Consider the following 23,311-nt stretch of genomic DNA (forward strand, 5'->3'; position numbering starts at 1 on the left):
AGCACCGGCACAGCAGAATCACGCAGGAATCAGGGCTTATTGCAGTTCCAGCACCAGGGTCGTACCGCGGCCATCACGCACAACCCTGACCGGAACAAAACCGGTTTCAGGCAATGACTCCATTACCCTATTAAAGTCCGCCACATTCCGGATCGGTTGGTGATTGAGCGTCACGATGGCATCGCCGGTCGCCAGCCCCGCGCGCCGGCCGGGACCGTCACGCAACTGTTCAATCTGCACACCACCCGTTGCCAGTGCAGGCACGTCCTGCTGTAGTCCGGGATCGAGCTCGCCGACGCTCAAAGCCAGGCTGTTGCCGCGCGGCGCGGCAGGCCTTTCACCCCCAAATGCCTGATCACTTCCCGGCAGCGCCCCTACCACCACCGGTAGTTCGAAAGTCTCACCATCACGCATGATAGTGAGATCTGCAGATGAGCCCGGACGGATCTGGCCGACATAGAACGGCAATTGTGAGGATTGTTCGATGGTGATGCCGTTAAACGCGAGGATAATATCGTTGTTCTGCACCCCGGCATCTTCCGCCGGACTGCCGGGTTGCACGTCATCCACAAATGCACCATAGGGCCGGGGCATATCGAACGCCATGGACAACGCGTGATCCACGTCCTTGATCAGAACGCCAAGCAATCCGCGGCTGACCGAGCCCGTCTCACGCAATTGTTCGAGCACATTGAGCGCCATGTTGCTGGGTATCGCAAAAGAAATGCCATTGGAGCCGCCGGTGCTGCTCAGTATCTGTGAGTTGATGCCTATCACTTCGCCTTCGAGGTTGAACAAAGGGCCACCGGAATTGCCCTGATTGATGGCAACATCGGTCTGAATGAATGACACATAGTTGGCAGGGCCACGGGACGGCACATTACGTGACTTGGCGCTGACGATACCGGCAGCTGCAGAAAACTCCAGGCCAAACGGGGAGCCGATAGCCAGGACCCATTCGCCGACCCGGACCTGTTCTGAATTACCAAAGACGACTGCGCGCAGCCCCTCTGCATCAATCTTGATCAGGGCAACATCCGACAATTCGTCAGTGCCGATAATCTCTGCCGTGTATTCACGGCGGTCCGTCAGCGTGACCGTAATTGAATCCGCATTGGCAACAACGTGATGGTTGGTGATGATGTAACCGTCACTGCTCATGATAAAGCCCGATCCCACGCCGCCGCGCGGACGCCCCGGCGCGGCTTCCGGGTCAATCGGTGGCACACCGTCGGGGCGCAGCTGGCGCAGCAGTTCTTCCAGATCGCGTTGTTCGGCGCCGGAGCGCTGCGGCGCCTGTTGGCGCGTGGTGATATTGACGATAGAAACCGAGTTCTCCGCCACCAGAGTCTCAAAATCAGGCAAATTGGCGCTGGCCTGCAGGCTCAGTGTGGCTGTCATGAGCAGCACGGACATCAACAAGAACTTTTTCATCTAAAACACTCCGGTAACAGCGCTGAAGCTCAATGGATCATCCGCGCCAGGGAACAACTTTGCATCAAACATACCGCTTTGCGGCCAAGGGTTCAACGGACAAACGTGAGCGGCCACAAAAAAGCCCCGATCAGCCGTCAGTTGCGGAAACTCCCATGCAACCAAAGACCCGATCGGGGCTCGTCTACTTTCAGGCTGAGGCTGACTCTACAGTCGCTCAGGGCTATCTACGGTGACGCTCAGGGCTGTCTACAGTGACGCTCAGGGCTGTCTTCAGTTACGCCCAGGGCTGTCTTCAGTTACGCCCAGGGCTGTCTTCAGTTACGCCCAGGGCTGTCTTCAGTTACGCCCAAGGCTGTCTTCAGTGACGCCCGGGGCTGTCTATGTCATGTGCCGCTCAGGGCTGCGTCAGGGGCTCGCGCTCCACTTCCTGCAGCAGTTCGCGGTCAGCGACCGGACGCAGCTGAGGCGAGTTCAACAGAACATTGTACGGTACCGATTGCGACTCAACGCGGGCGGGAATGGTGACGCTGCGAATGTAATCATTCAGTCGCTGCTGCGCATCGGCATCTACCGCAAGCTGCTGGTTCCGGGAATCGATATCTGACCCGCCAGCGGCTACCGCTGGCACAGAGTCACCTGTTCCGGGGTTTTGCAGTACGGTCTGCATACCCATAAAGACAGCGAATGTGACCGACGCCGCCACTGCAAACCGTGTTGTGTTGCGCGCCCAGCCATTGCCCGGACTGCTCAGGCGCCGCTCTATGGGCGCCGTTAAAGGACCTTCTTCTGCGTGAATCTGCTCGATATCACTCATCACTCGACTGGCAAAATCCGGTGTCGAGGGCGATCGCATCGGATCAGGTTGCAAAGCAGACCTGACCAACCCATAGCGTTCCCATTCAGCCAACAAAGCTGGCTGCTGCTCAATGCGCTGGAGCAGGCGTCGCAATTCGAAATCGCTCAGCTCATCGTCCATCAGGGCCGACAGGGCCTCCCGGTCGATCTGATCCTGCGTATTAGTCATATCGTGCATCGTATCGTCTTGCTTCATGCAAAAGCCCACCTTGCCAATTTTGCTATACCCTTTCGACCACAACGCTCAGCCCGAGTTCCCGACTGTGCGAGAAATATGTCAAAAAACTGACTGGTCGCCATAATTGTTACAAAGTTCAGGATCTTAGTAACTCCTTGATACGCTTGTCTATTGATTCACGGGCCCGAAATATGCGGGACCGAACTGTGCCCACTGGACAATCCATGACCTCGGTGATGTCCTCGTAGCTGAGTCCGGAAAATTCACGCAAGGTAAAAGCGGTGCGTAATTCTTCCGGCAACTCTTCTATCGCTTTGTTGATTACCCGTCGCATGTCTTCCTTTTCCAGATTGGCCTCGGGTGTGTCCATTTCCCTGAGCATACTGCTGTCATCGACCTGCTGGGCGTCTTCCATGTCAACATCGGTGCTGGGCGGCCGTCGGCTACGTGACACCAGGTAATTTTTGGCGGTATTGACCGCAATCCGGTACAACCAGGTATAGAACTGGCTGTCACCGCGAAAACTGGGCAATGCCCGGTAGGCTTTGAGAAACGCTTCCTGAGCCACGTCCTCAGCCTCATGTGGATCTTTCACAAACCGGCTGATCAGCCCCAATACCTTGTGTTGATACCTAAGTACCAGCAACGTGAAAGCCTGCTTGTCATCCTTGAGAACACGCTCGACCAACTGATTATCTGAATCCTGATTTTTCATACGTCCATTACGAGCCTAAATTAAACCGCTGACAATTCCCGGCTCCTGGAACTTTGACACTATCGTCATTGCAAATATCGGGCGCTGCGGCACCTGTCACAAACCACAGCAACAACAGACCACAGGGATTTGCAAAAGTTCTCAGAGTCTATAGAATTCTTCTCCCTCGCACCACTTCGGATACCCGGCACCGTGTACGACTTTGATATTCTGATCATCGGCAGTGGTGCCGCCGGACTCAGTCTGGCGCTCAAAACCGCCGAATTTGCCCGTGTTGCCGTCCTCAGCAAAGGCACTTTAAGCCAGGGCGCCACCTATTGGGCGCAGGGTGGCATTGCTGCCGTGCTCGATGAGAACGACAGCGTTGATGCCCACATTGCCGACACCCTCGATTCGGGCGCAGGTCTGTGTGACGTAGATATGGTCCGGCACATCGTCGAACACAGCCAGGAAGCAATCGCCTGGCTGGTGGAACAAGGCGTACCTTTTACCCTGCAAACGGCAGAAGAAGCCGGAGCCGGTGCAGCGTCCCTGCCCTTAAATCGTGACAACCTGAAACCGCTACACCTTACTCAGGAAGGTGGTCACAGTCATCGCCGTATCATTCACGCCACCGACGCCACCGGCCGCGCGGTTTTCGAAACGCTGAGGGACCGCGCGCTGAATCACCCTGGAATTTCCCTGTTCGAAAACCGGCTGGCTGTAGATGTCATCACCCGCGAGAAACTCGGGCTGGAAGGCGCCGGCTGTGTTGGCGCATATGTGTATTGCAAGGAACAGGAAAAAGTAGAGTTGTTTCGTGCCCGTTTCGTGGTGTTGGCCAGCGGCGGCGCCAGCAAGGCTTACCTGTACACAACCAATCCCGACAGCGCGACCGGTGATGGCATCGCCATGGCATGGCGTGCCGGTTGCCCGGTGGCCAATATGGAATTCAATCAATTTCATCCGACCTGTTTGTACCATCCGCATGCACGCTCCTTTCTGATCACTGAGGCTTTGCGCGGCGAAGGCGCTACGTTGGAGCTACCAGACGGCACCCGTTTCATGCCGGCATTTGACAGCCGCGGGGAGTTGGCTCCGCGTGACATCGTTGCACGCGCTATTGATCATGAAATGAAACGACTGGGCTGCGACTGCGTTTACCTGAATATTACGCACAAGTCTGCGGAATTTATCACGACGCATTTTCCGACCATTTATTCCAGGTGTCTGGATTTTGGTATAGACATAACCAAAGACCGGATACCGGTGGTGCCGGCAGCACATTACACATGTGGCGGTGTGGTCGTTGATAAAGTCGGCCAAACCAGTATCACGAACCTGTATGCCATCGGTGAAACCAGCTGCACAGGGCTGCACGGTGCCAATCGTATGGCCAGCAACTCTCTGCTGGAGTGTTTTGTACTGGCATTTGGCGCCGCTGACGATATTCGTGCCAGGCTGGCCACAACGCCCGCAGTTCCGGACTGCATTCCGGACTGGGATGAAAGTCGCGTCACGCGTTCGCAAGAAGAGGTTGTCGTCTCTCATAACTGGGACGAATTGCGTCGCATGATGTGGGACTACGTCGGTATAGTCAGAAGCGACCGACGTCTGCAGCTTGCGCATAAACGCATTCAGTTACTGGAGCAGGAGATCTACGAGCACTACCGTCGCCACATGATTTCAAGAGATCTGCTGGAACTGCGAAATCTGGTACTCGTGGCACGTCTTATCATAGAATCAGCGCTGCTGCGCAAGGAAAGCCGGGGCCTGCACTTCACCCGGGACTACCCGGACATGCTGGATGTTGCCAGCGACACGGTGCTGGCACCACCTCAGTCGCAGGTCTGAACGGGCATGGTGCTGTGCTGAACTGGCACCGCCAGCAACCAGGCACGTATCCGGCGCCGGCTGTCTGCATCAGCGGTGTCAGGCAGTACAATTAGCCAGAAAGTCCGCCTGTCAATGGCGGATTGACGACGGAACTGTACGACCTGTAGCCATGACGTGCAGTATATGGAATTGATGACAACCGGAACCCGTCGCCCGTCACCAAACGCCAGCAGGATGCCGCCGGCGTCAGCGTCAACAGCAGTCAGCCTCCTGCCCGTGATCAGCAAGGCACCGCGTATCAGCAGTGTTGCGTGTACGCTCAGGGCCAGTATCAGCACCAACTGCGCTGGCAATGGCAGTGCACTTGCCACGAGTGCTGCGACGGCGGCCAGATGCAGCAGGCCATATAAAGCCGCCAGGCAGTACGAAGGGCCCGGCCGGAACTGAAGCTCCACTAGTGGGGGCGGCGCACGCCTGAGGCTGCGTAGTCGCGAATTCTGACCACTAGCGCCTGTATCTTGGGGTCAGGGTGCGAAGTGCGCTCTACCAGACAGGCGAACAGATCCTGATCCTCTTCTTCCAGTAAACGTTCGTAAAGCGCCTGCTCGGCAGGTTCAAGAGAACGAAGCTTATTTTCGGCAAAGGGCAGCAATAATATATCCAGTTCCCACATGCCGCGCCGGCTATGCCAGAGCATTTTCTTGTATGCAATATCTGATAACATGATTTTTCCTGTCTGATGTGCCAGAACGTTGGCCATAACGGGATTTTAAACGAATCCAGCAAGTTTTACCGGACTACGACACTATGCCTGAGACAATAGAGCCCAATCATACCGAGCCTGCCACTGCGGGATCCGTACCAGAACCGCATGCCTGGCTCACTCAATTGACGGATGCCGATATCATAGCGGTCACGGGGCCTGACAGCGAACGCTTCCTGCAGGGACAACTGAGTTGCAATATGTCCCGCCTGTCCCCTGCGCAATCTCTGCGTGCAGCCTTGTGCAACCTCAAGGGGCGCGTGGTCGCGGATCTGCGGGTCATCCGCCACCAGGATGGCATATTGTTGATCTGCAGTGCAGGTATGGCTGCTATCGTATTGACGACACTTAACAAATACAAAGTTTTTTTCAAGACCGAGTTAACCGACGTCAGTGAGCAGTACGTATTGCTTGGCATTGGCGGTGACGGTAGCGGCCAGGCGCTCAGTGCCAGTGGTGCCCAGCCTCCGGAAATGACAGATGCCTGTTCTATTGAACATGGCGCTGCTTTTGTCCGCGTACAGGATTCCCCTGCCCGTTTTTTTTGCGTGCTCACAGACAGCGAAAGCGACCTCGCATCAGCGTTGTCATCCAGATGTAAATCCGGCTCTGAGCAGGATTGGCGATTGGCTGACATTGCCGCCGGCATCGCCCATATCCGCCCCGGTCAGCAGGAACTTTACACACCCCAGGTGCTGAACTATGACACTGACGGTGTCATCGACTTCAGGAAAGGCTGTTACACGGGTCAGGAAGTGGTGGCGAGAATGTATTACCGGGCTGAAGCTAAAAAGCGCTTGCGCTACATCACACTGGAAGCCGGGCAACCGGTGCCGGAAAACAGCGAAGTGGTTGATGCCCTTGAGCTGCCGTCAGGGCAAACCCATGCCCTGGCCATCATGCCGGTAACGGCAGACTGAACACACACGCGGGGCGTTGGTCTCGGGACCCGTTTAAAACAGTGCCGGAGTCGGACAGTCCAGTATTTCTGCAAATGTCTGAAACAGTTCCTGTTCTGCCGCCGTGACCTGACCGTCCGATTGCATGCAGGCGGCCGCCGCCAGCAGGAACGCCTGCTTGTCGCTGGCTGTCAGGCCTTGCAAGGCATCAAACGCAGACGTCAGCGCCACCCGGTCAAGTTCAGCCCTGGGCATAATTGCTGGTTTGGCCAGACCCGGTAACTGCGCATACAACCTGTGGGCAGCGCTGTCGAAGGCGTCTGCCGCGGCTGCTTCCGCCTGACCCAGATACGCCATAACCGACAGTGTTACTGTGCACGCCTGTTTACACTGCGTCAGGCGCCGCCCTCGTGTGCTGCGCGCCGGGTGGTCAAAGACCGGGCGCAGGTGTTTCAGTACAAGATAATGGTACAGCCAGCTCATCGGCGCGATGTCCGCAGACCGATCCAGTATCGCGCGCATATTGCGCTCGAACATGGTGTACTGCGCCGGGCTGAGTTGATGCAGTGCTGACAGCGAGATATTGACCAAAGCGAGGCGATCACCGGCGGACAGCCGGCTGCTGTCCGCGACAAGTCTGCTCAGTTCGGGATATACGCCGGCATCGGCATTCGCTTCCAGATATTTGCACTGGGCCGTGCGTGCTGCGTCTAACTGATTGTCATCGGGCTTGCCGGCAGCCAGCGACAAGTCACCTGCGGTGGTCGTATCCAGCAGCAAAAAGTAAATCAGGGCACGAGCGCCATGGGGTTCGTGGGCGGCATTGATAAACGCCGCCGGCAGACGATCGCGGACACGAATTGCCTGTTGCAGATCGGCTGAATCCGGTGCCCCTGCACGCTGCAGAGCGGCGACCGCAGCCACTTCAAGTACCGTTGCACTGCGCTGACGTGCGTCAGGTGCGGTGTTGGATTGCCTTTCATTAGTTTCGCCACGGGCCTCTGCGCTGGTGTCGGGCGACGACGTCGGTTGCGAGAATTCGCCGTCCCATTGCGGCTGCAGTCGTTGGATACGTTGTGGCAATGGTGGGTGGGTGGCAAACAGCGCTGAAAATGACGTGCTGACCCCCTGACTGAATAAGGCGTGACTGATCTCACGGGCGCCAGGATTACTCAGTTGCGAGCCCGACGCATCACCGCCAATCCGCTTCAGCGCGCCGGCGATACCATCCGCACTGCGGGTGAACTGGACAGCGGAGGCATCTGCCAGGTATTCACGCTGGCGACTGACGGCAGCCTTGATCAGATTGCCAAAAAAGGTGCCTGCAGCACCGATGACTATCAACCCCAGCCCCAGAAAAACCAGGCCGTTACCGTTTTTTCCCCGGCGGCTGATGGCTGCGCTGCGCATCAGGTAATAGCCCATCATGCCCAATACCAGGATGCCGTGCAGCAGGCCTATCAATCTGATATTGAGTCGCATATCGCCATGCAGAATGTGACTGAACTCATGGGCTATGACACCCTGCAGTTCTTCGCGCGACAATTTACCAATGGCACCGCGGGTGACACCAATGACGGCATCCGATGGCGAGAACCCGGCTGCAAACGCATTAATGGCGTCCTCCTCCATCAGATAAACCGGTGGCACCGGAGTAGACGAGGCAATTGCCATTTCCTCGACTACATTGAGCACGCGTTGCTCATCAATATCCCCACTACCGGGGACCAGCAGTCTGGCGCCGAGCGACTCGGCAACACGAGCGCCACCGCCACGCAAAGTGGCAGTTTTATAAAGGCTGCCGAAGCCGACAACAGTAATAACGGCGAGGCTGATAGCCACAAAAACAGCGGGCTCAACGTCGGCTAACGCAGGAGCGCCACCCGTCTCCGCGGATGCCATGCCCAGAGTGACCAGGACCAGCACATTGGTAATAACAATCAGGCTGATCACGGCGAGAGCAAACAATACTACCAACCGCCCGGTTTTACGACGGGCGGTGTCCTGTGCCTGGAAAAAGTCCATGGACGCTCCGGTACTGGCTAGAAACTGACTTTGGGTGCGTCCTGTATCTGTTCGCTGTCAGCAAATTCAAGCAGCGACGCATCAGCACCGTGACCGAAAACACCGGCAAACACAACTGGTGGAAAGCTTTGTTTGTATGTGTTGTAAGCCATGACCTGGTCATTGAACGCCTGCCGGGCGAAGGCCACCTTGTTTTCAGTGCTGGTAAGCTCTTCAGTCAGTTGCATCATATTCTGACTGGCTTTCAGATCCGGATAGGCCTCCATCACTACATTCAGTCTGCCCAGAGCGCCGCCCAGTGCACCTTCCTGCGCCGCCAGTGCCTGCATGGCGGCCGCATCACCGGGTTTTGCTGCCGCGTCGCTGAGCCCCTGGGCGGCGGCATTCCGTGCCGAAATGACCGATTCCAGCGTCTCGCGCTCATGCGCCATATAGGCTTTTGCAGTTTCCACAAGATTGGGGATCAGGTCATAGCGTCGTTTCAACTGGACTTCAATCTGCGCGAATGCGTTTTGGTAGCGATTTCGCAGGCTGACCAGCTGGTTGAAAATGCCGATACCGTAAAATACCAGTATCGCCACCACCACCAGTATGACTATGGTTGTCACTTCCATACACTGTTACTCCCTTAGATGAACCATTGCCATATCAGAACGCTGTCGGTCAGATGTCTTCCCGACGCTGACTGACAGCCTGATTGGCACCGCCTGCCGCTGACGCGGCCGGTTTGGATTCCTCAGTGTATTTGCTTTGTAACTTGTTAAGCAAGCGGGATACAGTTTGTGGCGACCCGGTGTTCCTGGCCAGCAAATCATAAACCACCGGCACGATAAACAATGTCATCAACGTCGTCATCAATACACCGGAGAAAATGACGGTTCCCAGCAGAACACGACTTTCTGAGCCGGCACCCGTGGCAAAAATCAATGGCAGTGACCCCATCATCGTCGACAGTGCAGTCATCAGGACCGGTCGCAGACGCAGGTCACAGGCCTCCACAAGAGCTTCACGGAACGCTTTGCCTTCATCCCGAAGCTGATTGGCAAACTCAACGATCAGAATGCCGTTTTTGCTGGCGATGCCGACCAGAATGATCAGTCCGATATTGGTATAGATATTCAAGGTGCCGTCGGTTAGCAATAGCCCGATTAAAGCACCGAAAATGGCCAGCGGCACTGTGGTCATGATAACCAGCGGGTGCACAAAACTCTCGAACTGAGCAGCCAGAACCAGGAACACAACCAGCAATGACATGGCAAAAATGAAGGCAAGGCCGCCACTGGCTTCCTTCAGCTCCAGTGACTCACCCTTGTAGTTTATCTGCGCATGCTCCGGCAGTTCCGTTAAAACCGCCTGTTCCAGGAAACTGAGTCCTTCTTCCAGGGTTACTCCCGGCTGCAGCCCTGCACTGAGGGTAATTGCGCGCATCCGCATATATCGATTCAATGAATTGGGTGACGACGTGTTCTCGATCGTGATCAGATTGGACAAGGGGATCAGCTGACCACTGCTCTCCGATCTGACATAGATATTGGTGAGATCGTCCGGTGAAGCGCGCTGACTTTCCTCAGCTTGCAAAATAACATCGTACTCCTCTCCCCGGTCAGCGAACGTGGTGACGCGGCTCTCGCTCATCATTGCCTGCAGCGTACGGCCTATCGCCTGAATTGAGACGCCCAGGTCAGCCGCTCTGGTTTTATTCACAGTCACAGTGAGACTAGGCCGTGTTTCCAGAAAATCCGAATTCATCCGCGTGAATAACCCGCTACCTTCTCCGCGCTCAATAAGTATATCCCGCCACTGCACCAACTCTTCATAGGTGCGACCGCCAATCACAAATTGTACGGGCTGCCCGCCGCCACCCCGTACCAGGCCTGAACGCATAAACATCATGATCTGCAGGCCCGGGAGATCCTGCCACTCCGCAGCCAGTTCATTCATGACCTGCTGAGTGGGTTTTTCTCTGACCTCCCAGTCCGCCAGCGCCATGATCGACACCCCGCCGCTGACACCACTGCCCGAACCCCAGCCAGGCAAAATGGTGACGCTACTTCGTATTTCGCCATTCTCCAGAAACGGCGTGACACCCTCTTGCATGTCATTAACCTGTTCCTGCATATAGGCCATGCTGGCACCTTCGGGGCCGCTCATGCGCACAAAGAACACGCCCTGATCTTCCTGCGGTGCAAACTCAGAGGGCACCTCCTGCCACAGGAAATAAACGCCGACACCAACCAGAACGAGGCCGGCCAGAATGACATAACGGATCCCCAAAGCGAACTCCAGAGCCGCATGATAGCCTCGTTGCAGCCACCGAAAAATCCGATCAACAATACGTGTCAGAAAACTCTCATGGGAATGGCTGTTGAGCAGCTTTGAGCTCATCATGGGAGTCAAGGACAAGGCAAGTATTGTCGAGATAACAACGGAGCCACCAATAGTGATTGCCAGTTCATAAAACAGAATGCCCATGTTGCCTTCCATGAAGACAACCGGCACGAATACTGCCAGCAGTACCAGCGTTGTCGCAATGACCGCAAACCCCACCTGTCGGGCGCCGTTGTAGGACGCCAGCAATGGCGGCTCTCCGGATTCGACCCGGCGCTGAATATTCTCCAGCACCACGATGGAATCATCCACAATCAATCCAACGCACAGTACCAGTGCCAGCAGAGTTATCAGATTGATCGTCAAACCAAACATCAGCATTACCATAAAGGCTGATATCAGACACACCGGGATCGTCACCGCAGGGATCAGCATACTTCGAAACGAACCCAGAAACATGTAGATGACCAGGCTGACAAGAATGACGGTCATTATGATGGTGCTGTAAACCGACTCAATCGCGTATTCAATGAACTCAGCATCGCTGTTGGATAATTCAAGCGTCATGTGATCCGGTAACGTGGTGTTGACACGTTCCGCGACAGCAATGGTGTCCCGTAAAATCTGCAGACTGTTTGCGTTGGATTGCCTGATAATTCCCAGCCCGACAGCATCAACTCCGTTGCCGCGGAACATCGCCCGATTGCTGGCTGCGGCCAGCTCAACGCGTGCCACCTCATTCAGTGTCACCAATTGGCCGTCGTCACCACGGCTGATGACCAGATCCCGAAAATCGTCAGCTGACTGATAGACTCGTTCCACACGAACACTGAACTCTCGCTCCAGCGAGTCAATACGGCCAGCAGGCAATTCTATATTCTGACGCCGCAAGGCAGACTCTACGTCAAGCACCGTCAGGCCGCGGGCCGCAAGCGCAACACGATCCAGCCAGACCCGCATGGCATAACCACCGGTGCCACTGACAGAAACCCCGGCGACACCGTTGATAACAGCAAACTGATCAACGATATAACGATCAGCATAATCGTTGAGTTCGAGAAAGCTCATTTGTGTGCTTTGCAGATTGTAGTAGGCCATCGGTCGTGCGTCAGAATCCGCTTTGGCTATTTCGGGCGGATCAACACCCTCCGGCAGGCGACGTGTGACACGTGAAACCTTGTCACGAATATCGTTGGCAGCCTGATCAATGTCGCGACTGACCGCAAACTCAACAGATACGCGCGAGCTGCCGTCGCTGCTTGAAGAGCTGATGGTCTGCACACCTTCGACGCCGTTGATCTGATCTTCAATCAACTGGGTAATCTGAGCTTCCACAATCTCTGCAGAAGCGCCAGGGTAACTGGTGCTGACCGATACCACTGGCGGATTGGTTTCGGGGTATTCCCGCACTGGCAGTTCCATGAAAGAAAGAATGCCAAACGCAACCAGCAACAAGCTGATCACAGCGGCGAAGACCGGGCGCTTGACCGAGACGTCAGACAAAATCATTGTGCGTTATCCTCTGCAATTAGCTCTGGGCCGATCGATACGGATCGATACTGGCGAGTCTTAAGTCTGATCTCCCGGGCTGGCGGTTCTGCCGGCGGCGCTGGAACTGGAGTCACCGCTATTCATGATACGCACAGGCTGGCCAGGACGAACCTGGGCAATGCCCTGGGTTATGACGCGTTGCCCCGGCACAACACCTGATACAATTTCAGCCAGACCCGGCTGCCGGCGACCAATCTCGACCTCAACGCGCCGCGCCGTGCTTTCCTCGTCTACCACAAAAACATACTGGCGTCCCTGGCTGGGAATCAGGGCCGCCTCTGGCACCACGATGGTGTCGCGCTCGTTCAGTGTCAGGCCAACTGTCAATAACATCCCCGGGCGCAGGACCCGATCGCTGTTATCGATTTCCGCGCGCACCTGAACGGATCGTGTCACTTCATCGATGCGTGACCCTACATTTTGCACCTTTCCTTCAAAATCACGTCCACGATAGGCAATACTATTAGCTTTCACGCTGAGACCTGGCTCCAGCTGCGCGAAAAACACTTCCGCGACGTTAAAATCCAGCTTTATCGTGGATATATCGTCCAGTGTGGTGATGACCGTATTGGGTGTTACCAGGGTGCCTTCGCTGATATTGCGAAAACCCAAAACGCCGGCAAATGGCGCCCTGATCAGCCGGTCATCCATGTTCGCAGCAACCCCTTCAAGCCTGGCCTGCGCTGTAGCGAACCGGGTTCGTGCCACCTCAAGGTCAGTCTGTGAAATCAGATTGGTAGCAATCAGACTTTGCAGTCGCTCGTATTGCCGTTTGGCTTCATCCAGTTCGGACTGCACCTCGGACAATCGGGCGGCTTCAGCACTATTGGTCAATTCGACCAGAATATCGCCCTGTTCAACAAGGTCGCCGTCCTCAAAATGCACGGCGGTAACGGTGTCGGTGACTTTCGCTGTCAGATTGACAGATTCATTGGCCTGTGCCGTTCCGATCGACTCAACTTCATCCGCGAGTGTCTGCCGGGTGACGACAGCAACAGTGACCGAGACCGGCCCCATGCCGCCACGCATCATGCCCGGACCGCCACCGCCGGCAGGCTCCTGGGTCAGGCGACTGTAAACGCCATATGACAATGCTATCGCAGCTATAACAAAAATGATTACTAATGGATGACGCAGGATAAATCGCAAGGTCCAGCTCCCGGGCCTGAGAGGCCGCACTGATTCAGCGGTGTTGAAGGTAAATTCAAATATCGCGTAGCATCCGCGAAAGCCCAATTCTAAGCAAGGTACAACGGTGACAAAGTGTTACCAATTGCTGTTTATGCGGCAAACAACATAGTACATACGACAGGAGGCCGCCCCCAGATCTGTCTCCCGATACACCGTCGCAGATCGCCTCATGAGCTACACGACAACATCGAGCAGCCGGCCCGGTTGTTTGCCCACGCCGGACGCCGTGCGGCAAAGCGTTTATCCGCTGCGGACAGGGTGTCATAAGGCTGGCGAAGTAACCGTTGCAAAGTATCAAACTCGGTTCTGTCGCCCTGCTCCAGCAAGTCTATCGCCTGTTGCACAAGATAATTGCGCAATACAAATGCCGGATTCGCAGCACTCATGGTTGCCCGTCTGTTGGCAGTGTTAAACGCGGGTATCTGCAGAAACTGTCGGTACAATATTTCCCAGTCCCGAAATAACGGCAGATTGTTGGCATCGGGTACGGCGTTACCATGCGCATCTGCCGAGCCGTTTGTTTCGGACGGGTATAGCGCGGGGGCGACTGAGCGGGCCAATGACACTGCGCCCGGTTCCGCGTCCGCATCGGTTTCATGCTGGCAGGCGAACTCAATCAGGCAACGATAGAATATTGTCATGTCGATTGGCTGACTACACAGCAATCGCTCCAGCCCGTCCAGCAAGTCTCCGTACAGCGGGTGGCTCAGCGCCTCATGCGACAAGCCAAGCTTCTGTGCCATCATCGCTTGCCTGGCATTCCCGAAAGATGTCGGCAGTGTATGCAGTATTGCTTGCAGCGCATCTGCATCCTGAATAACGGGATACAGCGCATTCGCCAGTTGATACAGGTTCCAGCGTGCAACGGCAGCCTGTTGACCGAATCGATAGCGACGCTGTTCGGCGTCAGTGGTATTGGGCGTCCAATCCGGATTGTAATCATCGATCCAGCCGTAGGGCCCATAATCGATGGTCAGGCCCAGCACAGACATGTTGTCAGTGTTCATCACGCCATGGACAAAACCCACTCGGGTCCAGTGCACAATCATATCCCGGGTGGCGTGACATACCTGAGTGAACCAGTCCAGGTAAATGCCCTTACGCTCCGCCGGGCCGCCTTCACGCAACCTGGCACCCAGCGCCGGCTGGTCAGTGGTGATCACAAAATTCAGCAAGGTTTCCAGTAAGCTCAGGTCACCACGGGCGGCCAGCAGCTCAAAGTGCCCAAAGCGCACAAACGAGGGGGCTACCCGGCACACAATAGCACCGGGCTCGGCTTTGGCATGGCCATCATAAAGCATGTCCCGAACAACACTATCCCCGGTTTGCACCAGGCTCAAAGCGCGCGTTGTTGGCACACCCAGATGATACATCGCTTCACTGCAGAGAAATTCGCGAACCGAAGACCGCAGCACGGCCCTGCCGTCGGCCTGTCTCGAATAGGGAGTCGCGCCGGCACCTTTTAGCTGCAGCGTCCATGTTTTGTCATCGGGTCCAAGCACTTCACCCAGATTGATGGCGCGACCGTCGCCCAACTGCCCTGCCCAATGGCCAAACTGATGGCCACCATATACGCTGGCATGCGGATCCATGCCTGTCAGAATTTCATTGCCGGACAATACCCGGGCCAGTCGGGTTTGATCACAATCAGCGGCAGACAGGCCGATTAGCTCAGCAACCTCATCGGTCAGCGCTACTAAAGCCGGCGCTTTGACCGGGGTCGGCTGCACTCTGGAAAAAATTGCCCCACTGACCTGCCGACAATAGTTGTCAGTGATCGGATCTGCTGGCAACTCCCGACTGAATCGATTACAGAAGCGCAGTTTGTCCAGGCTGCAGGGTTTACCAGTCAAGGGTATCTATCCGCTCTATCAGTGTTGCATTAGCAGTACCACCACCCTCACAAATAGCGACCAGCCCGTATCGCCCTTCCCGACGCTCCAGCTCATGCAGCAACGTGGTCATCAGCTTGGCGCCGGTTGCGCCCAGCGGGTGTCCCAGTGCCTGGGCGCCACCGTTAACATTCAGACGGCGTATATCTGCGCCCAGTGCTTTGGCCCACGCCAGCGGCACCGAACCAAACGCTTCGTTGACTTCATACAGATCAATGTCGTCTATTGTCAGGTCGGCTCTGTCCAGCAGTTTTTCAGTCGCCGGTATCGGGCCTTCCAGCATAATCTCCGGGTCCGAGCCTACGACCACCAGCGTATGGATTCGCGCCCGTACCGGCAGATTGTATTTTTCAACCGCACGCCGACTGGCAATGAGCAGTGCGGCAGAACCATCTGCGATCTGGCTGGCAGTACCGGCGGTGATGACACCGTCTTCAAACAGTGTTTTGAGCCCCTGCATGGACTCGATACTGGCATCATAGCGAATACCTTCATCCAGCACATGGGTGTCGATACTGCCATCGGGCAGTGTCACTTCCACCGGCACGACCTCCCGGCGAAAATGCCCGTTTTGGGTGGCTTCCGCTGCACGCTGGTGGCTGAGTACGCCGAATTTGTCCAGCTCCTTGCGACTTATATGATATTTCTGTGCCAGCAGCTCGGCGCCATTGAACTGGCTGAACTCAATGCCGGCATACAATTCGTCAATGCGTTCACCACGGGGGACTCCGCGGCCCTTGTCCAGCGTATCATTGATATTGGATCCGATTGGCACCAGGCTCATGCTCTCCACACCCCCGCAGATGACCAGATCCTGGGTGCCGGACATGACCGCCTGGGCGCCGAAATGGATAGCCTGCAACGAAGAGCCACATTGACGATCGACGGTCACACCAGGGACACAGACGTCAAGACGTGATGCCAGTGCCACATTGCGTGCCAGATTCCCCGCCTGGGCACCCACCTGACTGACGCAACCAAAGATCACATCATCCACCGCATCGGCAGGTAAAGCGGTTCTGTCCAACAACTCATCTACCACTGCGGCGCCCAGATCAATCGGGTGGATGCCGCTTAATCTCCCGTTCCGGCGACCGCAAGCGGTGCGTACGGCGGCTACAATATATGCTTCACCCATCTTCCCTCTCCCTTTCTAAATGATATGCCCCATCCAGCGTCCTCCCAGCATAACACCGGCCCACAATAGCAAGGAAGCCAGGCCGGTCAGCCGTATTGACAAAGGTATGGACCGGGCGTTGTCCCAACCCTCGCTGAGTCGCAGGCTACGACGATGAAAAACCAGCATGTTGAGCCCGGCGAGCAACATCAACAGCATTTTCCATTGAAAGGCAGGGTTCAGTACGTGCGCGCTGGCGCGTGTGATAAACAGGCCAAGTCCCGTCACGACGGCGACAATAAATGCCAGCCAGATCCAGAGCAGGAAATCCCGGCTCAGGGTACGATACGGGTAGACATTGGCAGCCACGCCGGAAAGACGCAGATCGAGCATGAGCAAGGCACCGAGCATCAGGGTAATGCTCACAACGTGCAGAGAATTAAACAAAGGAAACAGCCAGGTGGCGCCAATTTGCTCAGCCAGCCAGGTATATTCAAGATTGAGCCAGAATTCGTGCTGCAACATAGAATTATCCCGGCCAGAACAGATAGTCAGCGTATGCGATCCAGCGCCCCGACATGGCTGTCATCAACCAGGCTGACAGAGACACCAAAGCCAGCGCTTTTACCAACCAGGTTTGTTGTTGAATCCTGCCCCGGCGAAATGCAAGCCAGAGTGCGGCTGTCAGTATCAACGCCAGGCACAGGAAGGCGGCTTTGTAGGCAAAAACCGGGTTATTGAGATAACGTTGCGGACGGGCAAGCAGAAACGGCAACCCGCTCAGTAACATGACCGGCAACGCCCAGAACACCCAGGGAAACAGGCGCTGCAGCATCTCCTGCAGCTGTTGACCACGACCGGCGAGATTCAGCAAGCGTAAATTCATCATAACCGCCGATGCCATCAGCATCGTCAGCCCCAACAGGTGGATGGTTTGCAGTATCGGAGGCAACCCCGGCACTGTACTCAGCAGCTTGATACTCAATTCAGTCATGGCGCGGTCGTGGGCTGCGCCGCCAGCAAGCCGGCTGCATCGTGTTCTGACACGGGTCTGGCGAAGAAAAATCCCTGTGCAACCTGACAACCCAGAGACTTCAGCATATCGACGTGTTGCTGCGTTTCCACCCCTTCCGCAATGATCGCCAACCCCATGTTTTCACTCAGAGACAGGATCGACTTCACCAGACCCAGAGCGCCTTCATCACTGGTCATGTTGCGGACAAAACTTTGATCGATTTTCAGAGTGGTGACCGGATACTGGTGCAGGTAGCTTAGCGACGAGTAACCGGTACCAAAGTCGTCAATGGCGATCTGCATATCATGCTCACGGCACTGCAACAGAATTTTTTTGACATGCTCGGACTGCCTCAACAGCAAGCGCTCAGTGATTTCCAGATGGATCTGTGACGGATGGATGCCGGTGTCATGCAATGTGAACAGCATCTCATCGAGGAACGCCGGGTCGTCGAAGTCCTGCGCGGAAAAATTGACACTGATAAATAGTGCCGAATCACCGGTTTGCGTGATCATCCGCTTCAGTGCCTTGCAGGACTCACGGAACGCCCAGCGTGTGGCTTCGATAATCAATCCGGTATCTTCTGCCATGGGGATAAACAAATCAGGCCGCATGCGCCCGGAAACTGGATGATGCCAGCGCATGAGCGCCTCGAACCCTATGATGCGGCCACTATCGATTTCTATGAAGGGTTGATACTCGAGAAATAGCTCCTGTCTGGCGACCGCCACCTTGAATTCGTTAGCCATGCGCACTGCATCAAGCACCCTGCTCTCTTCAGCGTGGTAGCGCTCCTGCTGCTCCAGCATGGTGGTGACTCCGGCAAACTCACGAACGTTCTCCGAGCGCTGCAGGATATCCCGGTAACGCATCAGAATGAGTTTGGTGACCAGACCGACAATGGGGTTGGCGTTTTTCACCGCGCGACTGAAATCCGCTTTGGATATCTCCAGCAACCGGCAATCTTCCAGCGCGCGCACGGTGGCGCTGCGCGGCCCGTCGTCGACAATGGCCATTTCGCCAATCAGTGTGCCGGGGCCACGGCGGCCGACTTCCATTTCGCTGCCATCCGGACGCTGAAGCACAATTTCGACCAGCCCGCTTTGGACAAAATAGGCGCAGTCACCTGGCTCATTCTGTCGCATGATGACTTCACCGGCACGATACAGTTTCTCGACCTGCAGTGCCTCAACGGTATCCAGCTCCGGCATCGCTGGCGTCGACCCTGCTACGTCGGCAGCCGCGGATGATTCGGGAGCAGGCTTGGAGCCATGTTCAGTTTTTGCTTTCACATTAAAGGCTTTTTGCTGGCTGATTCATGCCCAGAGTTTACGATGGATCGCTGCTCAACGCCAGTATCCAAGCATCTGAAACAAAAGGGTATAAAGCCGGGACACAATTGACAGGCAGAAACAAAAAAGAGAGCAAACCTGCGGTTCGCTCTCTTTTTTGCAGGCATTTTTGATGGTACCGAATGCCCTGTATTTGGTCGGAACGGCAGGATTTGAACCTGCGACCCCTACACCCCCAGTGTAGTGCGCTACCAGACTGCGCTACGCCCCGAAAATCGAGCTGGCATTATACTTGCCCTGCGCCGGCTTGCAAGCCTGGGCAGAGATAAAAAAGGCGGCCCGGGGGGAACCTGGCCGCCTTTTTTATTGTAAGACCATGTAATGCGCCGGCACTACTGCCTGCCGGCACGGACACAGCTTACATTTCGAACGTCACCCGGCCATATACCATACGGCCAGTCGGGTCATACAGGAATGACTCCATGCCACCGAGCATCGGCACTTTCTGTGGCAGCCTGTCAAACAGGTTGCGTGCCCCGACAGTAAACGCGAATTCACCACCAAATGCCTGCAAACCGCGATAGTTATAGCTGGCATCAGTGATGGTAGACGCGCGCAGCACATCAACGTCACGGTAGTTGCTGAATGGCAGGAACCGCTGGAACGAGAAATTGCTGGAATCGAACGTCATGTCGTCCAGGTACCGGACAGTGACATTGACGCTGTGCTGATCTTGCGTCCAGCCCAAGCGCACATTCGCCTTCCATTCCGGCATTGGCGGCACCGCGCCGGTGAGAGCATTCTGATTACCTACAGCTTCCACCACTTCACGATCCGGTGACAGCTGATACTGGTAGGTATCTACGAATGTTGCATCGACGCCGACATTGAACATACCCAGATCGGCAATCGGGAACAGATAGTCGAACTTGATATCAATGGCTTCCACCAGCATGCTGGATGCATTGGTATCGCTGCTGATGATGCGGTCTATCTGCGCCACGTTATTGGGGTCGCGCTGGATCCGGGGATCAGATTGCGGGCTGGCAACCCAGGAACGAACCATGTCTATCGGCGGTGTGCCAGTACCTGAGTAGCCAGTAGCCTGACGGAAGTTAAAGAAGTCCGAGGCCAGAATATCGGCGGTGGTTGACGAGATAATACGGTCAGTAAAATCGGTCTCGCTGTAGTCGATATCGAGCGTCATGCCTTCCAGCAGGTTCAGTGTAATGCCCACGCCCATGGTATCCGCTGATTCCGGTACCAGATCAGGGTTACCCTGAGAACAGTTCGCGGTGAACGCAGCAAATGTCGTAAACGGATCTGCCACATTGGTCAGACCGCAGGACTGCGGAGCATTCAACTGGTTGAGTGATGGCGCAATGAAGGATGTCCCTTTGGTTGCACGTATCGACATCCAGTCAGTCGGCAGGTAGATAAGTCCGAACTTGGGATCAGTCGAGCTCTGCCCGGTACTGTACTCCTCGTTGCGCAAGGCAACCTGAAGCTCCAGGTTGTCAAGCACAGGCAGTGCCAGTTCCCCAAAGAACGCGTCCGCAGAACGGCCATCGCTGAACGGGAACAATTGAGTGCCGATAAATACGTCACCGGTCAGGCTGTGCAGACTGGGTGTATTATCGAAGCGGTCTTCACGACGCTGATAACCAATCGCCGCACCAATCTGTCCGCCCGGCAACTCAAAACCACCCGGCGCAATCACACCGTTAAACACCAGGTCCAGCGTCTGCAAGGTGTCGACGTCGTCTACCCGGTTCTGAACGTAAGTGGAGTCGGCTACAGCCTGCGTATTCAGATTATTGCCGTCTGGCGAGACAAACGGATTAAAACAGGCGTCCCGGTCATTGACCACGTCGCAATTCAGACCCTGGGTCAACATACCCAGGCTGAAGTTGTTGGCACGACTGTTATCAGTAGAGCGCGCATACATGTAGGTCGCCTTACCATCCCAGCCGTCAACAAAAGGAACGGTGAAATCAGCTGTCAACGCAGTACGGAAGCCGAACAGCAGACCGGAGCCAACAGTGGAGCCATCGGCCCCCAGCTGCGATGGCAACGTACCGTGTTTGCCCCAGGGGCGCCAGGCAGAGAATTCAACATCTTCATTGAACGGGATGCCATTTGGATCCTGGATAACCTGACCATTCTGACCACGATCGGGCACGCCATCGCCATTCGCATCAAGCGCATACAATTGATTGCCGCTGGCATCCTGAGCGGGGAACGGGTTGCCAGGGATTTCACCACGGATCGCAGGCAGTTCGCCGGTACGGCCACCCGGGTTGGAAGGAGAGCCCCGGTTGGCTGTCCAGCGCTTGTAATAGCTCCACTGGCCCGACAGCGTCAGGTCTGAGCTGACATCATAGGTTACATGAGTGAAAGCCTGAGCGGAATCCTGCTCCGCGCGATAGTCCCAGAACTCACCGAAGTCAAACCAGCATTGGCCGCCAAACGTGAAGCCATTGGGGTTGTTGCCAACCTGGGTAGGATCCTGACGCACGCCACCGCAATTGGGGTCGGAGCGCACAGCCGTGGCACCGGTCAGCTGGCCGTTTTCGTCACGCACCGGAACCCGGTAACGGCCCGGATTGGGTGTGCTTGACGAGGTCAGGCCGGCATTCATCTGTTCCGGACGATCGATCATGCGCAGGCGACCGTTGGTACGATACTCACCGGCCACCACAATATCAAAACCGTTCCACTCGGTACCGGCCAGCAGACTGACCTGGTCATCGGTATAATCACCACGGTCATCACCTTGGCGGTAAACTTCGACGCGCACACCGTCGTAGGACTTGCGCGGTACAAAGTTCACTACGCCAGCGACAGCTTGCGAACCGTACAGCGCGGCAGCGCCATCTGTCACGATATCCATGCGGCCTATCGCGATCTGTGGCAGAAACGTATTGACGTTGGTGCCAATGACACGCATGCCATCGACCAGATTCAAGGTTGCACCTGCCCCCAAACCACGCAGGTTGATTGAAGTGGCTGTGCTGGACGCGCCAGTCAGGGAGTTTTGGGTAATTGATGAGCCCTGGTTGAAACTCAGGCTGTTGATGACATCACCCATATTAGGTGTGCCTTCGGTGGCAATGTCTTCGGCGTCAAATTGAAGAATGGGCGACGCCGCCTGGAAACCTTCGGTACGTCGAATAAAGGAGCCGGTAACGACAACCTCTTCTATATCGGTTGCTCCCTGCTGAACGTCTTCTATTTCAGCAGTTTGTTGCGCCATGGCGGCGCCCGTGGGAACGAGTAGACTGGCTGCAATCGCTGCGGACAGCAGACTGACTCTGTAGGTAAAAACAGAACGTGATTTCATCCATAGACCTCTTGATGCTTATTATGATTGTTCGGTCTGCCATGCTGATGGGATGCATGACATCGATCGGCAATATATTTTGCCTGTTATGCTAAAGGTGTGCCGAGGCACTTTTTGCACGTTATGGACTATATCACTGCAGAAAATGATGTAAAGGGAAGAAGTGAAGGATTGTTACACTTTCGATCGGGCGAGTGTTCGATACGGCACCTTAGTTCTGCGCTAAGCAACCGCCGGGTGGCAAGACAGGATTCAGAGAAGTGACAGCGCTTCTTCCAGTTCTTTGATCATCTGCTTGAGCTCACCTGACTCTACCGCAGATCCGGCAGTCGTCTCCTGATGGCCATTCATGCGTTGACGCGCGCCACCAATAGTGAAGCCCTGTTCATATAATAAAGATTTGATCTGGCGTATCAGAAGTACATCTTCACGCTGGTAATATCGACGATTGCCGCGACGTTTGACAGGTTTTAACTGAGGAAATTCCTGCTCCCAATAGCGCAGTACATGAGGTTTTACCGTACACAGTTCACCGACCTCACCAATAGTGAAGTAACGCTTCGCCGGTATTGGCGGAAGTTCCTTGGTGCTATTGGGTTCCAGCATACTTTTCTACCCGTGCCTTCAGCTTCTGGCCTGGCCGGAATGTGACAACACGTCGTGCCTTGATAGGAATTTCTTCACCTGTTTTAGGGTTGCGGCCCGGACGTTGTTTTTTATCGCGCAGATCGAAATTGCCGAATCCGGACAACTTGACCTGTTCGCTGCTTTCCAATGCCAGGCGTATCTCCTCAAAAAACTGTTCAACCAGTTCCTTGGCCTCACGTTTATTGACACCTAATTCATCAAACAAGCGTTCAGCCATCTCAGCTTTTGTCAGCGCGCCCTTCTCCAT

Annotated in this window: 19 protein-coding genes and 1 tRNA gene; 2 read left to right on the forward strand and 18 right to left on the reverse strand. The window is 55.6% G+C overall.

What is annotated here, in order from left to right; genetic code table 11:
- Positions 1-36: 36 nt before the first annotated feature.
- From ENH71_RS12425 to rpoE, 3 genes are all read right to left on the reverse strand, one after another.
- Positions 37-1,434: a Do family serine endopeptidase gene (locus ENH71_RS12425; protein WP_294129767.1), complete on the reverse strand. Its 1,398-nt coding sequence runs from the start codon at positions 1,432-1,434 to the stop codon at positions 37-39.
- 397 nt (positions 1,435-1,831) lie between these two features.
- The gene (locus ENH71_RS12430; RefSeq protein ID WP_294129765.1) at positions 1,832-2,488 is read right to left on the reverse strand and encodes a sigma-E factor negative regulatory protein; all 657 of its coding nucleotides are present in this window, start codon (positions 2,486-2,488) and stop codon (positions 1,832-1,834) included.
- A gap of 118 nt (positions 2,489-2,606) precedes the next feature.
- On the reverse strand, positions 2,607-3,185 hold the full coding sequence (gene rpoE / locus ENH71_RS12435; protein ID WP_294129763.1) for an RNA polymerase sigma factor RpoE: 579 nt from the start codon (positions 3,183-3,185) through the stop codon (positions 2,607-2,609).
- 192 nt (positions 3,186-3,377) lie between these two features.
- Between rpoE and nadB the strand changes: the two genes are divergently transcribed.
- A complete protein-coding gene (nadB, locus tag ENH71_RS12440; protein WP_294130199.1) occupies positions 3,378-5,018 on the forward strand; it encodes an L-aspartate oxidase in 1,641 nt (546 codons plus the stop codon).
- On the opposite strand, the gene ENH71_RS12445 is transcribed toward nadB, so the two are convergent.
- A complete protein-coding gene (locus tag ENH71_RS12445) occupies positions 5,003-5,371 on the reverse strand; it encodes a hypothetical protein (RefSeq protein ID WP_294129761.1) in 369 nt (122 codons plus the stop codon). The genes nadB and ENH71_RS12445 overlap by 16 nt on opposite strands.
- A gap of 83 nt (positions 5,372-5,454) precedes the next feature.
- Positions 5,455-5,724, reverse strand: a complete 270-nt coding sequence (locus ENH71_RS12450; protein ID WP_294129758.1) for an FAD assembly factor SdhE — start codon at positions 5,722-5,724, stop codon at positions 5,455-5,457.
- An 83-nt stretch (positions 5,725-5,807) separates the two neighbouring features.
- On the opposite strand from ENH71_RS12450, the gene ygfZ reads away from it, so the two are divergent.
- Complete coding sequence (gene ygfZ / locus ENH71_RS12455) at positions 5,808-6,683, forward strand: CAF17-like 4Fe-4S cluster assembly/insertion protein YgfZ (RefSeq protein WP_294129756.1); 876 nt, start codon at positions 5,808-5,810, stop codon at positions 6,681-6,683.
- Positions 6,684-6,716: 33 nt separating this feature from the next.
- Here the strand turns inward: ygfZ and ENH71_RS12460 are convergent, their stop codons facing one another.
- The 13 genes from ENH71_RS12460 to ihfA form a co-directional block, all read right to left on the reverse strand.
- Positions 6,717-8,687, reverse strand: a complete 1,971-nt coding sequence (locus ENH71_RS12460) for a M48 family metallopeptidase (RefSeq protein WP_294129754.1) — start codon at positions 8,685-8,687, stop codon at positions 6,717-6,719.
- Positions 8,688-8,704: 17 nt separating this feature from the next.
- On the reverse strand, positions 8,705-9,301 hold the full coding sequence (locus tag ENH71_RS12465) for a LemA family protein (protein WP_294129752.1): 597 nt from the start codon (positions 9,299-9,301) through the stop codon (positions 8,705-8,707).
- A gap of 49 nt (positions 9,302-9,350) precedes the next feature.
- Positions 9,351-12,524, reverse strand: a complete 3,174-nt coding sequence (locus tag ENH71_RS12470; protein ID WP_294129750.1) for an efflux RND transporter permease subunit — start codon at positions 12,522-12,524, stop codon at positions 9,351-9,353.
- A gap of 60 nt (positions 12,525-12,584) precedes the next feature.
- Positions 12,585-13,715 carry an efflux RND transporter periplasmic adaptor subunit gene (locus ENH71_RS12475; RefSeq protein ID WP_294129749.1) on the reverse strand — a complete coding sequence of 377 codons (1,131 nt, stop codon included), beginning with the start codon at positions 13,713-13,715 and terminating at the stop codon, positions 12,585-12,587.
- A gap of 209 nt (positions 13,716-13,924) precedes the next feature.
- The gene (locus tag ENH71_RS12480; protein ID WP_294129748.1) at positions 13,925-15,610 is read right to left on the reverse strand and encodes a protein adenylyltransferase SelO; all 1,686 of its coding nucleotides are present in this window, start codon (positions 15,608-15,610) and stop codon (positions 13,925-13,927) included.
- The gene (locus ENH71_RS12485; protein WP_294129747.1) at positions 15,600-16,787 is read right to left on the reverse strand and encodes an acetyl-CoA C-acyltransferase; all 1,188 of its coding nucleotides are present in this window, start codon (positions 16,785-16,787) and stop codon (positions 15,600-15,602) included. Before ENH71_RS12485 ends, ENH71_RS12480 begins: the two co-directional genes overlap by 11 nt.
- A gap of 15 nt (positions 16,788-16,802) precedes the next feature.
- Positions 16,803-17,291, reverse strand: a complete 489-nt coding sequence (locus ENH71_RS12490; protein ID WP_294129746.1) for a DUF6644 family protein — start codon at positions 17,289-17,291, stop codon at positions 16,803-16,805.
- 4 nt (positions 17,292-17,295) lie between these two features.
- On the reverse strand, positions 17,296-17,760 hold the full coding sequence (locus ENH71_RS12495) for a DUF6644 family protein (RefSeq protein WP_294129744.1): 465 nt from the start codon (positions 17,758-17,760) through the stop codon (positions 17,296-17,298).
- On the reverse strand, positions 17,757-19,073 hold the full coding sequence (locus ENH71_RS12500; RefSeq protein WP_294129743.1) for an EAL domain-containing protein: 1,317 nt from the start codon (positions 19,071-19,073) through the stop codon (positions 17,757-17,759). Before ENH71_RS12500 ends, ENH71_RS12495 begins: the two co-directional genes overlap by 4 nt.
- A gap of 194 nt (positions 19,074-19,267) precedes the next feature.
- Positions 19,268-19,344: transfer RNA gene (locus ENH71_RS12505), tRNA-Pro, on the reverse strand.
- A gap of 147 nt (positions 19,345-19,491) precedes the next feature.
- Positions 19,492-22,416, reverse strand: coding sequence for a TonB-dependent receptor domain-containing protein (locus ENH71_RS12510; RefSeq protein WP_294129741.1), 2,925 nt, complete (start codon positions 22,414-22,416; stop codon positions 19,492-19,494).
- 252 nt (positions 22,417-22,668) lie between these two features.
- Positions 22,669-23,022 (reverse strand): MerR family transcriptional regulator, encoded by a 354-nt coding sequence (locus ENH71_RS12515; protein WP_294129739.1) that lies wholly within the window; start codon positions 23,020-23,022, stop codon positions 22,669-22,671.
- The gene (ihfA, locus tag ENH71_RS12520) at positions 23,006-23,311 is read right to left on the reverse strand and encodes an integration host factor subunit alpha (RefSeq protein ID WP_070115611.1); all 306 of its coding nucleotides are present in this window, start codon (positions 23,309-23,311) and stop codon (positions 23,006-23,008) included. Before ihfA ends, ENH71_RS12515 begins: the two co-directional genes overlap by 17 nt.

The sequence above is a fragment of the Pseudohongiella sp. genome (assembly GCF_011050365.1).
GTDB lineage: Bacteria > Pseudomonadota > Gammaproteobacteria > Pseudomonadales > Pseudohongiellaceae > Pseudohongiella.

Bases quoted from the DNA above. Each gene is read 5' to 3' on its own strand.
- ENH71_RS12425 (WP_294129767.1), bottom strand. From the start codon at position 1,434: ATGAAAAAGTTCTTGTTGATGTCCGTGCTGCTCATGACAGCCACACTG.
- ENH71_RS12430 (WP_294129765.1), bottom strand. From the start codon at position 2,488: ATGAAGCAAGACGATACGATGCACGATATGACTAATACGCAGGATCAG.
- rpoE (WP_294129763.1), bottom strand. From the start codon at position 3,185: ATGAAAAATCAGGATTCAGATAATCAGTTGGTCGAGCGTGTTCTCAAG.
- ENH71_RS12450 (WP_294129758.1), bottom strand. From the start codon at position 5,724: ATGTTATCAGATATTGCATACAAGAAAATGCTCTGGCATAGCCGGCGC.
- ygfZ (WP_294129756.1), top strand. From the start codon at position 5,808: ATGCCTGAGACAATAGAGCCCAATCATACCGAGCCTGCCACTGCGGGA.
- ENH71_RS12460 (WP_294129754.1), bottom strand. From the start codon at position 8,687: ATGGACTTTTTCCAGGCACAGGACACCGCCCGTCGTAAAACCGGGCGG.
- ENH71_RS12465 (WP_294129752.1), bottom strand. From the start codon at position 9,301: ATGGAAGTGACAACCATAGTCATACTGGTGGTGGTGGCGATACTGGTA.
- ENH71_RS12470 (WP_294129750.1), bottom strand. From the start codon at position 12,524: ATGATTTTGTCTGACGTCTCGGTCAAGCGCCCGGTCTTCGCCGCTGTG.
- ENH71_RS12485 (WP_294129747.1), bottom strand. From the start codon at position 16,787: ATGGGTGAAGCATATATTGTAGCCGCCGTACGCACCGCTTGCGGTCGC.
- ENH71_RS12490 (WP_294129746.1), bottom strand. From the start codon at position 17,291: ATGTTGCAGCACGAATTCTGGCTCAATCTTGAATATACCTGGCTGGCT.
- ENH71_RS12495 (WP_294129744.1), bottom strand. From the start codon at position 17,760: ATGACTGAATTGAGTATCAAGCTGCTGAGTACAGTGCCGGGGTTGCCT.
- ENH71_RS12510 (WP_294129741.1), bottom strand. From the start codon at position 22,416: ATGAAATCACGTTCTGTTTTTACCTACAGAGTCAGTCTGCTGTCCGCA.
- ENH71_RS12515 (WP_294129739.1), bottom strand. From the start codon at position 23,022: ATGCTGGAACCCAATAGCACCAAGGAACTTCCGCCAATACCGGCGAAG.
- ihfA (WP_070115611.1), bottom strand. From the start codon at position 23,311: ATGGAGAAGGGCGCGCTGACAAAAGCTGAGATGGCTGAACGCTTGTTT.